This is a genomic window from Paucihalobacter sp., assembly GCF_036825875.1.
Lineage (GTDB): Bacteria > Bacteroidota > Bacteroidia > Flavobacteriales > Flavobacteriaceae > Paucihalobacter.
Map to the genome: position 1 here is coordinate 43437 of NZ_DAISXK010000015.1, position 16720 is coordinate 60156.

At 38.5% G+C, this 16720-nt stretch carries 11 protein-coding genes; all 11 read left to right on the forward strand.

All coding sequences use genetic code 11. The features are described from left to right. Positions 1 to 39: 39 nt before the first annotated feature. The 11 genes from V7Z48_RS06345 to V7Z48_RS06395 all read left to right on the forward strand — a co-directional run bounded on the left by V7Z48_RS06345 (position 40) and on the right by V7Z48_RS06395 (position 16682). On the forward strand, positions 40 to 2346 hold the full coding sequence (locus tag V7Z48_RS06345; RefSeq protein ID WP_334112560.1) for a glycoside hydrolase family 65 protein: 2307 nt from the start codon (positions 40 to 42) through the stop codon (positions 2344 to 2346). Positions 2347 to 2356: 10 nt separating this feature from the next. Next, positions 2357 to 4288: a glycoside hydrolase family 13 protein gene (locus tag V7Z48_RS06350; protein ID WP_334112561.1), complete on the forward strand. Its 1932-nt coding sequence runs from the start codon at positions 2357 to 2359 to the stop codon at positions 4286 to 4288. Then, on the forward strand, positions 4285 to 5259 hold the full coding sequence (locus tag V7Z48_RS06355) for an alpha/beta hydrolase (RefSeq protein ID WP_334112562.1): 975 nt from the start codon (positions 4285 to 4287) through the stop codon (positions 5257 to 5259). The genes V7Z48_RS06350 and V7Z48_RS06355 overlap by 4 nt, the downstream gene beginning before the upstream one ends. Further along, positions 5252 to 7639, forward strand: a complete 2388-nt coding sequence (locus V7Z48_RS06360) for a glycoside hydrolase family 31 protein (protein WP_334112563.1) — start codon at positions 5252 to 5254, stop codon at positions 7637 to 7639. Before V7Z48_RS06355 ends, V7Z48_RS06360 begins: the two co-directional genes overlap by 8 nt. Positions 7640 to 7644: 5 nt before the next feature. Further along, positions 7645 to 9528, forward strand: coding sequence for an alpha-amylase family glycosyl hydrolase (locus V7Z48_RS06365; RefSeq protein WP_428849835.1), 1884 nt, complete (start codon positions 7645 to 7647; stop codon positions 9526 to 9528). 100 nt (positions 9529 to 9628) lie between these two features. Continuing rightward, positions 9629 to 11317, forward strand: coding sequence for an alpha-amylase family glycosyl hydrolase (locus tag V7Z48_RS06370; RefSeq protein WP_334112564.1), 1689 nt, complete (start codon positions 9629 to 9631; stop codon positions 11315 to 11317). A 170-nt stretch (positions 11318 to 11487) separates the two neighbouring features. Then, on the forward strand, positions 11488 to 13608 hold the full coding sequence (locus tag V7Z48_RS06375; RefSeq protein WP_334112565.1) for a glycoside hydrolase family 97 protein: 2121 nt from the start codon (positions 11488 to 11490) through the stop codon (positions 13606 to 13608). A 12-nt stretch (positions 13609 to 13620) separates the two neighbouring features. Then, entirely contained in the window at positions 13621 to 14055 is a 435-nt protein-coding gene (locus V7Z48_RS06380; RefSeq protein ID WP_334112566.1) for a hypothetical protein, read from the forward strand. Positions 14056 to 14133: 78 nt separating this feature from the next. Further along, entirely contained in the window at positions 14134 to 14592 is a 459-nt protein-coding gene (msrB, locus tag V7Z48_RS06385) for a peptide-methionine (R)-S-oxide reductase MsrB (RefSeq protein WP_334112567.1), read from the forward strand. After that, a complete protein-coding gene (gene msrA, locus V7Z48_RS06390; protein ID WP_334112568.1) occupies positions 14579 to 15136 on the forward strand; it encodes a peptide-methionine (S)-S-oxide reductase MsrA in 558 nt (185 codons plus the stop codon). The genes msrB and msrA overlap by 14 nt, the downstream gene beginning before the upstream one ends. Further along, positions 15120 to 16682 carry a protein adenylyltransferase SelO gene (locus tag V7Z48_RS06395; RefSeq protein ID WP_334112569.1) on the forward strand — a complete coding sequence of 521 codons (1563 nt, stop codon included), beginning with the start codon at positions 15120 to 15122 and terminating at the stop codon, positions 16680 to 16682. Before msrA ends, V7Z48_RS06395 begins: the two co-directional genes overlap by 17 nt. Positions 16683 to 16720: the final 38 nt, after the last annotated feature.

Genomic DNA, 16720 nt, shown 5'->3' on the forward strand with positions numbered 1-16720 from the left:
ATAACAAGCAGTAAATCTGCTTTTTATCAACATAAAAAAATGAACTTAGATTATATCATACCAAACAATTGGTCTATTTTAGAAGAAGGATTTAATCCTGACTTAGTTGAATCGTCCGAAAGTATCTTTAGCCTCGGAAACGGCGCTATGGGTCAACGGGCCAACTTTGAAGAAACTTTTAGTGGTGCCACTTTCCAGGGCAGTTATATTGCTGGCGTTTATTATCCAGACAAAACCCGTGTTGGCTGGTGGAAAAACGGCTATCCAGAATATTTTGCCAAAGTACTCAATGCCCCAAACTGGATTGGAATTAAAGTTCTGATAAACGGCGTGTATTTGGATTTGCATACTTCTACCAAGGTTTCAAATTTTAAAAGAGAGCTGAACATGAAAGAGGGCTGGCTCTCTAGAAGTTTCGAAGCTGTGCTGCCCAACAATGTAGAAGTTAAAGTAAATACCAAGCGTTTTTTAAGTTTGGATTTAGATGAAATTGGCGCTATTAAATACGAAGTGACGCCGCTAAATGGTGATGCTGAAATTACTTTTGAACCTTATTTAGATAGCGGTATTACCAACGAAGACACAAACTGGGACGACAAGTTTTGGGATACGCTTAATGTGAGCCACGACAATCACCAAGCTTTTATTCAGGCAAAAACCATGAAAACGGATTTTTATGTTTGTGCTTTTATGGAGTCGGAAGTTTTTATCGATGGTAAAACACTGTTAATAGAGCCAAAAATTCAGGCGGACGCTACTACCACGACCTTTAGTTATAAGCACAAGGTTAAACAACATCAAACCTATGGCATTCATAAATTTGGTGGTTATACAGTAGATAGAAATCATCCAAAAGTTGAATTGGTTCAAGCGGCAAAAACGGCCTTAAAAAAGGCTACCGATTTTGGATTTGATACTTTATTGACCATGCAAAAAGATGCTTGGGCAAAAATCTGGGAAATGGCCGATATTACTATTGATGGCGATGTAAAAGCGCAGCAAGGTATTCGCTTTAATATTTATCACCTCAATCAAACTTATTTAGGGACCGATGCCAGTTTAAACATCGGTCCGAAAGGATTCACAGGCGAAAAATACGGCGGTAGTACTTATTGGGATACGGAGGCATACTGCATTCCGTTTTACATGGCCACCAAAGATCAAAGTGTGGCGAGGAATTTATTAGCATACCGATACAACCATTTACAGAAAGCCATAGAGAATGCCGAGAAATTAGGCTTTTCAAACGGTGCAGCTTTGTACCCAATGGTAACAATGAATGGTGAGGAATGCCATAACGAATGGGAAATCACCTTTGAAGAAATTCACCGTAATGGCGCAATTGCGTTTGCTATTTTTAACTACCATCGCTATACCGGCGATTACAGTTATATTCCAGAAAAAGGTTTGGAAGTGCTTATTGCTATTGCCCGATTCTGGCAGCAGCGCGCGACGTTTTCAACACATAAAAACAAATATGTAATTCTGGGAGTTACTGGACCAAATGAATACGAAAACAATGTTAATAATAACTGGTACACCAATTACATTGCCAAGTGGTGTATTGATTACGCAATAGAAAATATTGCCAGAGTTGAAAAAGAATTCGCTTCCGATTACACGCGAATCATGAACAAAACGCGTTTGTCTCAAGCTGAAATTGAACAATGGAAAGCTGTGGCCGATACTATGTATTTTCCTTTTTCAGATGAACACAATATTTATTTACAACAAGATGGATTTTTAGATAAAGAATTGGTAACAGTTGCCAATCTTGATAAATCTCAAAGACCTATCAATCAAAAATGGAGTTGGGATCGTATTTTGCGTTCGCCTTATATCAAACAAGCCGATACGCTTCAAGGTTTTTACTTTTTTGAAGACCATTTCAGTACTGAGGAACTCAAGCGTCATTTTGATTTTTACGAGCCATTCACGGTGCATGAAAGCTCATTGTCGCCTTGCGTTCATAGTATTCAAGCAGCTAAATTGGGGCAGATGGATCAGGCTTACACCTTTTATTTAAGAACCTCGAGGTTAGATTTAGACGACTATAACCACGAAGTTCACGAAGGTTTGCATATTACTTCAATGGCAGGAACTTGGATGAGTATTGTGGAAGGTTTTGGCGGTATGCGCATTAAGAACAATCAATTGTCATTTGAACCAAAAATCCCAAACCAATGGGATGCTTATTCCTTTAAAGTGAATTTCCGTCATCAAATTTTGAAGGTCATGGTGAGTCATCAAGACACGAAGTTTGAACTTGATGGGAATGAGGATTTAAGCATTTTGGTTCATGGTAAAACGGTGCTTATTTCACCTAATAATTTGGTATCTATTTAAACAATTTAACATGAAAAAACTAGCAACCTATTCTTTTGTCCTCTTATTAATTTTAGGATGGTCATGCAACCAGATTCCTGAAAAGGATAGTGAAGCTGTAATTGCTTCCTCTGAAACAGTTGAAGAATTTAATGATATTGAAAGGTTAGAACCACCTAATTGGTGGATTGGTTTTAAAAATCAGAAGCTTCAATTAATGGTTAAGCATGACGGTATTGGTAATTATTCGCCAAGAATCGATTACAACGGTGTTTCAATTGAGAAAATTAACAAAGCTGATAGTCCAAATTATTTATTTATCGATGTTGATATTGATGAAACGGCTACAGCAGGTGCCTTCAATATTGTATTCGAAAATGATAAAGGAGACCTACTTCGACAAACCTATAGATTGCAACAACGCGTAAAATCAGCCAAGGATTTTATCGGTTTTAATAGTAGTGATGTAATGTACCTTATCACGCCCGATAGGTTTGCCAATGCCAATCCAGAAAACGACAGGGTTGAAGGATTACGCGAAACAGCCGTTGACAGAACTAACGACTACGCCAGGCATGGTGGGGATATTGAAGGCATCACCCAGCATTTAGATTATATTAAGGACATGGGGTTCACCGCCATCTGGCCAGGTCCGTTGCTTACCAACGATATGCCACAAGCCTCGTATCACGGTTATGCCATGACAGATTTTTATGAGGTGGATCCGCGTTTTGGAACCCTAGAAGAATACATCAACTTATCAAAGGAAGCTCAAAAAAGAGGTATAAAACTGGTGATGGATCAAGTAGCTAACCATTGTGGTAGCTATCATTGGTGGATGGAAGATTTACCGTTTAAGGATTGGTTAAATTTTCAAAAGGAATATTTAGATGGCGAAAAACTCATCACCTCTAACCACCGCAGAACGGTTAATCAAGATAGTTATGCCGCAGAAGCAGATCGCGCCTTAATGAGCAAAGGCTGGTTTGTTAGCAGTATGCCCGATTTAAATCAGCAAAATCCGTTTTTGGCCACCTACCTTATCCAAAATAGTATTTGGTGGGTTGAAACTTTAGAACTTGGAGGCATTCGTCAAGATACCTATCCATATCCTGATAAGAATTTTATGTCCAATTGGGCTGGCGCTATTATGAAGGAATATCCAAACTTCAATATTGTTGGAGAAGAATGGAGCAATAATCCGTTACTTATTGCCTACTGGCAACAAGGCGCCAACAATAAGGATGGTTATGAGTCTAACTTAAAATCCACGATGGATTTTGCTATGAAAGATCATTTGGTTGCCGGCATCACCGAGCCCGAAACTTGGGGCACAGGTTTGGTTAAAATTTACGATGGATTGTCGAACGATTTTCATTATCCATCCCCCGAAAATTTACTGGTATTTCCAGACAATCACGATATGGACAGAGTTTTTACCCAGTTTGATGAAAACATTACCCATACCAAAATGACTTTAAGTTTTATGCTGATGTTGCCAAGAACCCCGCAGATTTATTACGGTACCGAAATTTTAATGCAAAACACGGCTAAACCTGGCGATCATGGTTTAATTCGCACCGATTTCCCTGGCGGTTGGCAAGGCGATGCAGTCAATGCTATTACAGGCGAAGGTTTATCAGCAGAAGCTTTAGATATGCAGGAATACCTGAAAAAGTTATTGAATTATCGCAAGCTATCAAAAGCGATTCATGAAGGAAAAACCATTCATTTTGCACCTGAAAATAATATTTACGTGTTGTTCAGAATACTGGATGCTGAAATAGTAATGCATATTCTCAATAAAAATGACACACCTATCAATTTAGATTTAGAAAGATTTAAAGAACTAGGTTTAGAAGGTAAGCGCTTCAGAAATATTATAGAAGGTTATTCGGTGGAATGGAAGGATACCATAGAATTGAACAAAAAAGGCAGTTATATATTTAGTACAAGGTTATGATAAAATTAGTTTACACGGCTGCCTTGTTGGTTTTCTTACAAGGTTGCAAAAACCAACAAAAACCAACGGTTGTAGATGAAAGCGCTCCAGAAATAGCGGCGCAATTATTATCCGAGGCAACTTTGTACGCTGGAGAATTATTTAGAATTGATTCGTTTCCTTCTGTCTACATAGTGCCACGTGCGGTGGATATATGGCTGCCATCTAATTACGACAACACTAAAAAATTTGCTGTACTTTATATGCACGACGGGCAAATGTTATTTGATTCAACTACCACTTGGAACCAACAAGAATGGAAAGTTGATGAATGGGCAAGTAAACTGATGAATGATAACAAAACAAAGAATTTTATTGTAGTTGGTATTCACAACATTCCCAAAATTAGATGGCAAGATTTATATCCGCAAAAGGCATTTGACTACATGCCTGTAAACATTCGAGATTCTATATTTACAACGGCTTCATCTAAAGGCATCAACATTAAAATGCAAGGTGATGATTATTTAAAGTTTTTGGTAGAAGAACTTAAACCTTTTATAGATAATAAGTTTAATGTTTTTGCCGATAAGGCAAACACTGTTGTTGCTGGTTCCAGTATGGGTGGCTTAATGAGTATGTATGCAGTTTCTGAATATCCTGATGTTTTTGGTGGGGCTGCATGTCTTTCAACCCATTGGCCAGGTGTTATGCCATCGGAGAAGAATCCACATCCCGATGCCATATTTAAGTATATAGAAAATACCTTGCCCGAAGCGGGAACTCATAAACTTTATTTTGATTACGGTACTGAAACATTAGATCAATATTATCCAGTACATGCACCAAGGGTAGACAGTATTTTGGCGGAAAAGGGTTATACCCATCAAGATTCTCGCAATATAGAATTTACAGGAACCGACCATTCTGAAAATTCGTGGAATCAACGACTCGATATACCACTAATTTTTTTACTAAGTACAAATGAGTAAATGCTTTATAAACATAGCGGCCCTAATATTCTCAATTTTTGTAATTGGACAAAATAAAGATCGCTTGTTTGTGAGTGCAGAAGATAAAGCAACATATTTGGAGGTGAAGGTTAGTAATGGGATTTATCAAATTAAACCCTATTCGAAAAATATTATTGAAACCACTTTTATTCCATTTGGAGAAACTTTTAATTCAACATCACATGCTGTGGTTTTGAATCCAAAGGAAGTATCTACAACATTGGAAATTTCGGATGATCAGGTTAGTTACGCAACCAAAAACAGTTCAGTGTTAATTCAAAAACAACCCTTTCAAATTTCTTATTACTACAAAGATAAATTCTTGATTTCCGAAAAGAATGGATACATTAAAAACGACAGTTTAGAAACTATTCAATTCAACCTCACCAAAGACGAAGTGCTTTATGGAGGTGGTGCAAGAGCATTAGGGATGAACCGTCGTGGGCATAGATTACAACTTTACAATCGTGCACATTATGGCTATGAAACACACTCGGAGTTGATGAACTTTACAATGCCAATAATCTTGTCCTCTCAGAAATACATGGTTCATTTTGACAATGCACCCATCGGATTTTTAGACCTCGACAGCAAATCCGACAATACACTTACTTACGAAACCATTTCAGGAAGAAAAACCTATCAGGTGATTGCCGAAGATTCTTGGTATGACCTTTTAGACGCGTATACCGATTTAACTGGAAAGCAACCCATGCCGCCACGTTGGGCATTAGGTAATTTTTCAAGCCGTTTCGGATACCATTCACAATACGAAACTGAAGCTACTATTAAGGCTTTTAAGGATGCAGAAATTCCTGTGGATGCCATTATTTTAGACTTGTATTGGTTTGGAAAAGAAGTGCAAGGCACCATGGGTAATTTAGAAGTTGATCGCGATTCGTTTCCAGATTTTGAAGATATGGTGGGCAGGCTGAAACAGCAAGGTGTGAAAACCATTCTTATTACCGAACCATTTATATTGACCACTTCTAAGCGTTGGCAGGAAGCAATTGAACAAGAAGTTTTAGCAAAAGACTCACTTGGAAATCCATACACCTACGATTTTTATTTCGGCAATACTGGTTTAATAGATATTTACAATCCCAAGGCCGAGCAATGGTTTTGGAATATCTATAGAGATTTAGCCAACAAAGGCGTGGCAGGCGTTTGGGGTGATTTGGGCGAACCCGAAGTGCATCCTTCAAGCTTGATTCATCACACTGGCACTGCCGATGAGGTGCACAACATTTATGGTCATGATTGGGCGCGATTGGTTTTTGAAGGTTATCAACGTGACTTCCCTGAAATGCGTCCCTTTATTTTAATGCGTGCAGGCTATTCGGGGTCGCAGCGTTACGGACTCATTCCTTGGTCGGGCGATGTGAACAGAACTTGGGGTGGTTTACAAAGTCAGCCAGAAATTGCCCTTCAAATGGGCATGCAAGGTTTGGCATATATGCACAGCGATTTGGGCGGATTTGCTGGTGCCAATCTCGATGATGAGTTGTATGTGCGCTGGCTACAATATGGCGTTTTTCAGCCTATATTTCGTCCTCATGCGCAAGAAGATGTACCGAGTGAACCTGTTTTTAGAAGTGAAAAAGCCAAAGCTCTGTCTAAACAAGCCATTGAATTGCGCTACAAATTATTGCCCTATAATTATAATTTGATGTTTGAAAATTATAAAAACGGCACACCGTTAATGCGGCCATTGTTTTTTGAGGATGAAAACCCTGAACTGTTCAACTATTCAACCTCGTACTTATGGGGGAAAGATATTTTAGTGTCTCCAGTTTTGGAAGCAGGAAAAAGAACACAAGACGTTTATTTTCCGAAGGATCAACTGTGGTTTGATTTTAATTCTGATACCTTGTATGAAGGAGGAAAAACCCATGTCGTTGCTTTAAATGAAACCACGATCCCAACTTTTGTGCGTGCAGGAGCATTTATTCCTATGGCAAAACCTATGCAAAACACCATAGGATATAATATAAATAACTTTGATTTACATTATTATTTTCATCGGTCTGTAGATGAAAGTGAACGTGAATTTTATAACGACGATGGTTTAAGTGCTATGGCATATGAAAATGACGCTTACGAAGTGTTGGAGTTTGAAGCCGAACTAAAACGAAACACCTTAGAAATTGAATTTGAAGCGGAGGTTGAAGAGAACTACAGTTCAGCCACAAAGCAAATACAGTTAATTATTCACAATATACAAAAACAGCCACGACGTATTAAAATTGATGGCAAGCGAGTGGTTGTGAATTGGAATGAAAGTAAAAATAATTTGATGGTTCCTGTTACTTGGAATCCGGAACAAGAATTGGAAATCATCATCAAACTTAAAAAATAACACTTATGAACAAAACACTATTTACATCAATTTTGTTAGTATTTACGCTTTGTTTTGCTTGTAAGGACGAACCAAAACAGACCCCTGAACCAACTATGACAAATCGTGAATTAAAGAAAAAAGAAGTCGTATATCAAGTATTTACCCGTTTATTCGGCAATACAAATTCAACTAATAAACCTTGGGGAACTCTAGAAGAAAACGGTGTTGGAAAGTTTGATGATTTTACTGCTCAGGCACTTCAAGAAATAAAAGATTTAGGTGTCACACACATTTGGTATACCGGTGTGCCGCACCACGATGTGATAACCGATTACACCCAATACGGCATCTCAAACGACGACCCCGATGTGGTTAAGGGTAGAGCTGGCTCACCCTACGCGGTTAAAGATTACTACAATGTCAATCCTGATTTGGCAGTTAATGTTGCGAATCGTTTACAAGAGTTTGAAGCTTTAATAGAGCGCACCCACATCGCTGGCATGAAGGTACTTATTGATATAGTGCCCAATCACGTGGCGAGAAATTACCATAGTTTAACCAATCCAGATGGTGTGAAGGATTTTGGTTTCAATGATGATACTTCAGTAAGCTATCATGTTAATAATAATTTTTACTACAATCCTGGCGAAGCATTTCAGGTGCCAGAATGGAAGGATGGTTATCAGCCCTTAGGAGGTGACTCGCATCCACTTTCCGACGGTAAGTTTGATGAAAATCCAGCAAAATGGACGGGCAATGGCTCGCGATTGTCGCAACCCGATATGAATGATTGGTATGAAACCATCAAAATAAATTACGGTATTTCACCTGACGGCCAAAAGGATTATGACGAATTGCCAGAAGGATTTGACAATGAACATTACAAGGCTCATTTTGAATTTTGGAGTGATAAAACCGTGCCTGATTCTTGGTTAAAATTCAAGGATATTGCGCTCTATTGGATTGAAAAGGGCGTTGACGGTTTCCGTTTTGATATGGCAGAAATGGTACCCGTTGAGTTTTGGAGTTATATGAATTCGGCTATAAAAATGAAAAATCCTAAGGCTTTTTTGCTGGCTGAGGTTTACCAACCGCAGTTGTATCGTGAATACATCAAAAAAGGAAAAATGGATTATTTGTACGACAAAGTTCAGTTGTACGACACCCTAAAAAATGTGATGCAAGGTCATGGTAAAACCGACCATATTCCGCCTATACAAGACGATTTGAAAGACATTGAGCACCATATGTTACATTTCCTTGAAAACCACGACGAGCAACGCATTGCCAGTCCTGAATTTGCTGGTGATGCTACAAAGGGCAAGCCTGCCATGGTGGTTTCTGCTACCATAAGCACTTCCCCTACTTTGGTGTATTTTGGTCAGGAATTGGGTGAACCAGGAGTCGAAGATGCAGGATTTGGAAAACCTTCCAGAACTTCAATTTTTGACTATATTGGTGTACCAACTTATCAACGTTGGGTCAATAACAAGGCTTTTGATGGCGCAAGATTAAATGAGCAAGAAAAAAATCTTCGAGATTTTTATAAGCGTCTTTTAAACTTCACAATCAACAGTGAAGCATTGATGGGTGACTATGAAGATTTACACAATTATAACCGCAACAATACCGAGAATTATAACGATAAGGTTTTGTCGTTCGCACGTTGGAGTGATTTTGAACAATTAGTGGTGATCAATAATTTTGATGCAGAAAGCGACATGCAATTTAACTTAAAAATTCCCAAAAATATTATCGATAGTTGGAATTTAGCCGATGGCGATTACGAATTAGAAGACGCACTTTACAATCAGTACAAAACCCAATTAAAAGTCGAAAGAGGCATAGGTTCAATGCAAATAAATTTAAAACCTTTGGAGTCATTTATTCTCAAATTAAACTTGTAGTATTAAAAAAGTCATAACAGTTTTTGGGACTAACCAATATATTAGTCGACACTAGGAAAGCTTTCGAGACGTGCACTTAAAAACAAATAAATTTCAATAGATGAAACATTTTACATACATATTAGTCATTTCGCTCATGCTTTTGAATTGTAATGACACTGTTAAAAAGAATAGCGATATAGCGAGTCAGAATGAAGTGAATCAAATTAGCCAGTCCCAAGCATTTGTGTGGGAAGGCGCTAATATTTATTTTTTATTAACCGATCGTTTTAATAACGGCGATACCACAAACGATGTCAATTTTAATCGGGATTCAGAAACTGGGAAGTTGCGTGGTTTTGAAGGTGGTGACTTAAGGGGCATTATCCAAAAAATAGAAGAAGGCTATTTCAATAAATTGGGTATAAATGCCATTTGGATGACACCTATTGTTGAGCAAATTCACGGTGCAACTAATGAAGGAACAGGCAATACCTACGCATACCATGGTTACTGGACCAAGGATTGGACGGCTATCGACCCTAATTTTGGCACAGTCGAGGATTTAAAAGAGCTTGTTGATGCAGCACACAAAAACGGCATTAGAATTTTGCTGGATGCAGTGATTAATCATACAGGTCCGGTGACTGATAAAGACCCAGTTTGGCCAAAAGAATGGGTGCGCAACGATATCGCCTGTAAGTATGAGGATTATAACAGCACCGTAACCTGTACTTTGGTTCAAAATCTTCCCGATATAAGAACCGAAAGTAACGAAGATGTTGAATTACCACCACAATTAGTCGAAAAATGGAAAGCCGAAGGCAGATACGATCAAGAAGTAGCCGAATTGGATGCCTTTTTTGAACGCACTGGTCATCCTCGTGCACCGCGATTTTATATCATGAAATGGCTTACAGATTATATCACCAAATATGGAATTGATGGGTACAGAGTTGATACGGTTAAACATACAGAGGAATATGTTTGGCAAGAATTTAAAGTGGAATGTGATTACGCTTTTGCCGAGTTTAAAAAGAACAACCCCGACAAGGTATTGGATGACAACGATTTTTATATGGTTGGTGAAGTTTACAACTACGGCGTAAGTGGCGGACAATTCTTCGATTTTGGGGATAGAAAAGTGAATTATTTTGAAGATGCATTTCAGAGTTTAATCAATTTTGAATTTAAGTGGGATGCACAACGAATGACTTATGAAGTGTTGTATAAAAAATATCACAACATTCTCACAACCGACTTGAAAGACTTTGGAACCCTTAATTATCTCACGTCGCATGACGATGGTCAACCCTTTGATGCCGAGAGAAATAAAGCATTTGAAACCGCCACAAAATTACTGTTATCGCCCGGAGCTTCCCAAATGTATTACGGTGATGAATCGGCCAGATCGCTCATTATTGAAGGCACCGAAGGTGATGCCACCTTACGTTCTTTTATGAATTGGGATGAGATTCAAAACGATGAAAAAACAGCTGAAATTTTGACCCATTGGCAGAAATTAGGCCAATTTAGAGCCAAGCATCCTGCCCTTGGCGCCGGAATCCATCAAATGATTACACAGCAACCCTATTATTTCTACAGAAGTTACACAAAAGGAGATTACCAAGACCTTGTGGTGGTAGGAATTGATGTTCATAAAGGAGGAAAACTCATCGATGTATCTAAAGTATTTCAAGATGGAGACCAATTGCACGATGCTTATTCAGGTGAAAGAGCAACCGTTAAAAATGGAAGCGTATCTATTGATAGTGAATTTGACATTGTGCTTTTGGAAAAGGATTTTTAAGAACTTTTAATTTTAAGACCTCACAGGTTTTTAATCCCGAAGCTTCGGGACTGTAAGGTCTAAAAACCAAAATATTAACAAATGAAACGCCTACGTAAAAATATTGACACGTAGGAATATGATTATTAAGGCGTTACATGTGACCGATTAAAAATAATTAAAACAAACACATGAAAACTTTTATTATAATCTTCATAGCTGCAGGTTTAGTGTTAGCTTGTAATACCAAAGAAGCCTCGACCATAATTGTTACTTCCCCAAATGACAAGATTTCTGTTGAATTTAATATTGATGATAGCGGACATGCATTTTACATAACAAACTTTAAAAACGAAGTGGTGATTGATACTTCTTATTTAGGTTTTGAATTTACCAATGCTGCACCATTAAAAAACGACTTAAAAATTCTTAATTCAGAGATTTCTACTTTTAACGAAACCTGGCAGATGCCATGGGGCGAACAGTTAGACGTCGTCAATAATTACAATGAACTAAAAATTGAATTGCAAGAAACTACAGAAGCCAAAAGAAAACTAAATATAGTTTTTAAAGTGTATGACGATGGTATTGGTTTTAGATACGAATTTCCTGAACAACCAAATTTTACCGAAGCTTTAATTGCAGATGAGCATACCCAATTTAACCTCACTCAAGATTACAAGGCCTTTTGGTTTCCTGGTGATTGGGATATTTACGAACATTTATACAGTACCACAAAACTATCCGAAATAGATGCCTTAAAATATGTTGGGCATGTTAATTTAGCCCAAACTTACATTCCCGAAAACGCCGTGAATACACCAGTAACTTTAGTTGGTGAGAATGGAGTTCATCTAAGTTTTCACGAGGCCGCATTAGTGGATTATTCCGATATGACTTTAAAAGTTGATACTGAAAATTTGAGTTTCACTAGCAATTTAGTCGGTTCAGAAAACACCGATTACAAGGTGAAAAGAAGTTTGCCGTTTCACACACCGTGGCGTACCGTCCAAATTACCGATAATGCACCAGCATTGATTGAGTCCAACCTAATTGTCAATTTAAATGAGCCTAACAAATTAGGTGATGTTTCTTGGTTTAAACCTATGAAATACACTGGCGTTTGGTGGGAAATGCATTTGGATAAATCGTCTTGGGATTACGGTATGGAATTTATAGATGGTGAATGGAAAGATACAGGAAAAGCCCACGGCCGTCATGGCGCCACCACCGAAAATGTAAAACGATTTATAGATTTTTCAGCTAAAAACAATATCGGAGGTGTGCTGGTTGAAGGATGGAATACCGGTTGGGAACGTTGGATAGGTTTTGAAGACCGTGAAGGCGTATTCGATTTTATCACACCATATCCCGATTACGATATTGACGAAGTTGCTCGTTATGCCAAAGAGAGAGGCGTGCAAATTATCATGCATCATGAGACATCAGCAGCGACGGAAACCTACACGAAGCAACAAGATACCGCATTCGCCTTAATGCAGCATTACGGAATGCATGCGGTGAAAACCGGATACGTTGGAAAAATTTTACCGAAGGGCGAATACCACCACGGACAATACATGGTAAATCACTATAACAATACCGTTGAAAAGGCTGCGAAATATCAGGTGGCTATCAACGCCCACGAACCCATTAAACCCACAGGTTTACGTCGAACCTATCCCAATACCATTTCACGGGAAGGCTTGCGCGGACAAGAATTTAACGCATGGGCCGAAGATGGTGGGAATCCGCCGGAGCATTTGCCCATTGTAGCGTTTACCCGAATGCTAGCTGGACCAATCGACTTCACACCGGGTATTTTCAATATAAAATTTGACGAATACAAAAAAAATAATCAGGTAAATACCACCTTGGCGCAACAGCTTGCTTTGTACGTGGTGATTTATAGTCCGGTGCAAATGGCTGCAGATTTGGTGGAGCACTACGAAGCCAATCCCCAAGCATTACAATTTATCAGAGACGTGGGCGTAGATTGGGAAACAACCAAAGTTTTAAACGGTGCGGTTGGTGATTTTGTAAGCATTGCCAGAAAAGAACGCAACACAGGGAACTGGTTTGTGGGTGGTATCACCGATGAAAATTCTAGAAGTTTGACTTTAGATTTTAGTTTTTTGGATGCGGACGCTAGTTACATTGCCACAATTTATAAAGATGGTATTAATGCGCATTGGGATAAGAATCCACTTGATTTAGAAATTACTAAAACATCCACTATCGATGCCCAAACGGAATTGATAATTAACATGGCTGAAGGTGGTGGTTTTGCGATAAGTTTAATTAAGAATTAAAACGGGAACATTATGAAAACAATAATTACGACACTTATGTTTTTGGCGATGCTTTGCGGTTTTTCGCAAGTGGGAATTAATACAGATACTCCTTTGAGTATGCTCGATATTAATGGGAATTTGTCAGTCAAACATTTAACGCTTCCAGCAAATGGAACAGATACTGGTTTGCAATTAATAGATGATGGTGTTTATATATCTATTAATCCTCAGGTGCAAGATCAAGAGTTTAGATTGCCAAATGCCATTGATGTTCCAGGCAGAATCTATATTATTCGTAACATAAACAATGCACTTACAGCAAGGTTAACTTCAGCTGGGGGATTATTTTTTAAAAGAAATTTCACCAATGATGGAAGAACGGAATTATTTATGTTCGACAATAGTTTAAGAACTATTATAGCCTTTAGTGACGGTGTAAGTTGGAATACATTTAATGATTTTTGATTAACATAACTTTATCAAGTTAACATTTCTTTCCAAAATCTTACTTTTTTAGATTGTATCTTTACATAAAAAAGAAAAATGCTTACTTGGAAAGATGTTATTAATTTCACCGTCAATGGCAACCCAAAACCGGACCGCACAATTACCAAAACTGAGCAAGAGTGGCGAGAACAGCTCACCGACGATCAGTATAGAATCACTCGCAAAAAGGGCACCGAGGCACCTTTTACCGGCGCGCTTTGCCACGCCCACGATCCCGGATTATACAAATGTGTGTGCTGCGATACCACCTTGTTCGACTCTACTATTAAATTCGATTCAAAATCTGGTTGGCCAAGTTTTACACAACCTTATAGGCCTAATGCGGTAAAGTATGAAAAAGACGTTACCTTTGGAATGATACGCGTGGAGATTTTGTGCAATACTTGCGATGCGCATTTGGGTCATGTCTTTCCTGATGGTCCTGAACCAAGCGGACTGCGTTATTGTGTTAATTCAGAGTCCATCACTTTAGAAACCCAACATGAGCACAACTAAATTAGAAATAGCCACCATAGGCGGCGGCTGCTTTTGGTGTACCGAAGCAGTTTTTCAGCGTGTCATAGGTGTTGAGAAAGTGGTTTCGGGTTATTCGGGTGGAACAGTTCCGGGTAAACCTACCTATCGGGAGGTGTGTTCGGGTTTAACCGGTCATGCCGAAGTGATTCAGGTGAGCTTTAATCCCGAAATCATATCTTACCAAGCAATTCTTGAAATTTTTATGACCACTCACGATCCAACCACGCTCAACCGACAGGGAGCCGACGTGGGTACACAATATCGTTCTGTGATTTTTTATCATAACGATATCCAAAAAGAAATAGCGCATCAAGTGATTTCAGAATTACAAAGTTATTTCAGTAATCCCATAGTTACTGAAATTTCACCGCTTACAAAGTTTTTTGAGGCTGAAGATTACCATCAAAATTATTACAATCAGAATCAAGAACAGGGTTATTGTAGTTTTGTAATTTCACCCAAAATTCAAAAACTAAAATCGCAACACGCTTCATATCTAAAACCTGATGCAGCTACACATTGATAATAGCTTTATAGATGAACTTCCGGCAGACGCTGTTACAGACAACCATGTTCGGCAAGTATTTGAGGCGGCTTTTTCGTATGTAAATCCGAAAGTTCCGAAGCAGCCTAAATTACTTCATGTGTCTCCGGAAATGATTGAAGCTGTTGGTTTAAATCTTGAATATGCCAATTCAAAGCAATTTTTGGAAGTATTTTCAGGAACGTCTGTTTATCAAAATACCAAACCATACGCCATGGCTTATGCCGGACATCAATTTGGGAGTTGGGCAGGGCAATTAGGTGATGGTCGTGCCATCAATTTATTCGAAGTCTTACATAACCAGCAACGTTGGGCACTTCAGCTTAAAGGTGCCGGCAAAACACCTTATTCTAGACAAGGCGATGGTTTGGCGGTGTTGCGTTCTTCTATAAGAGAGTATTTGTGTAGTGAAGCCATGTATCATTTGGGTGTGCCAACTACCAGAGCTTTGTGTTTAATTGAAACCGGCGATGACGTTTTAAGAGATATGCTTTATGATGGCAACGCCAACTATGAAAAAGGCGCGATAGTTTGCAGATTAGCACCCAGTTTTATAAGGTTTGGAAATTTTGAATTCTTTGCCGCACGACAAGATTATAAAAATTTAAAGAAACTTACAGATTATACCATCAACCATTTCTACCCACATTTGGGTTCGCCTTCCAAAGAATCTTATAAAAAGTTTTTTGAAGAAGTGAAGCAACGCACACTTAAAATGATTATAGATTGGCAGCGTGTTGGCTTTGTACATGGTGTAATGAATACAGACAACATGTCTATACTTGGCCTCACAATAGATTACGGACCGTGTGGTTGGCTTGAAGGCTTCGAATACAACTGGACGCCCAACACTACCGATGCCGAAAACAAGCGTTACCGTTACGGCAATCAGCCCAATATAGCGTTATGGAATTTGCTGCAATTAGCCAATGCTTTATATCCTTTAGTTGAAGCAACCAAACCTTTTGAAAACATCTTAAATCAGTATAAAATAGATTTTGAAGTGGACTATCTCAACATGATGCGAAGCAAAATTGGTTTGGTACAACAACTTGAAACCGATGCCGATTTAATAACCAGACTAGAGGCATTGTTGTTGAAATACGAAACGGATATGACCATTTTTTTTAGAAAGTTATGCCATTACCAAAAGGGAATGACCACCGAAGGATTTGATTTGATTAGTGAAGCCTTTTATAATGTAGAAGGCCTTCCTGAAACGTTAAAAATGGCATGGCTCAATTGGTTTGGAGATTACAACCACCGACTTCAAATGGAAACGGCCAACGATACACAACGATCTGAGGCTATGAAACGCGTTAACCCAAAGTATGTATTAAGAAATTATATGGCTCAGTTAGCCATAGACGCTGCCAACGTTGGTAACTATGAGTTGATTGACGAATTATTTCAGCTTCTCAAAAAACCGTATCAAGAGCAGCCTGAAAACGAAAAATGGTTTGCAAAACGGCCTGAATGGGCACGTCATAAAGTAGGTTGTTCTATGTTATCTTGCAGTTCTTAAAAATATAAAGGACATTTGAAAAATCACTTTAATATCAT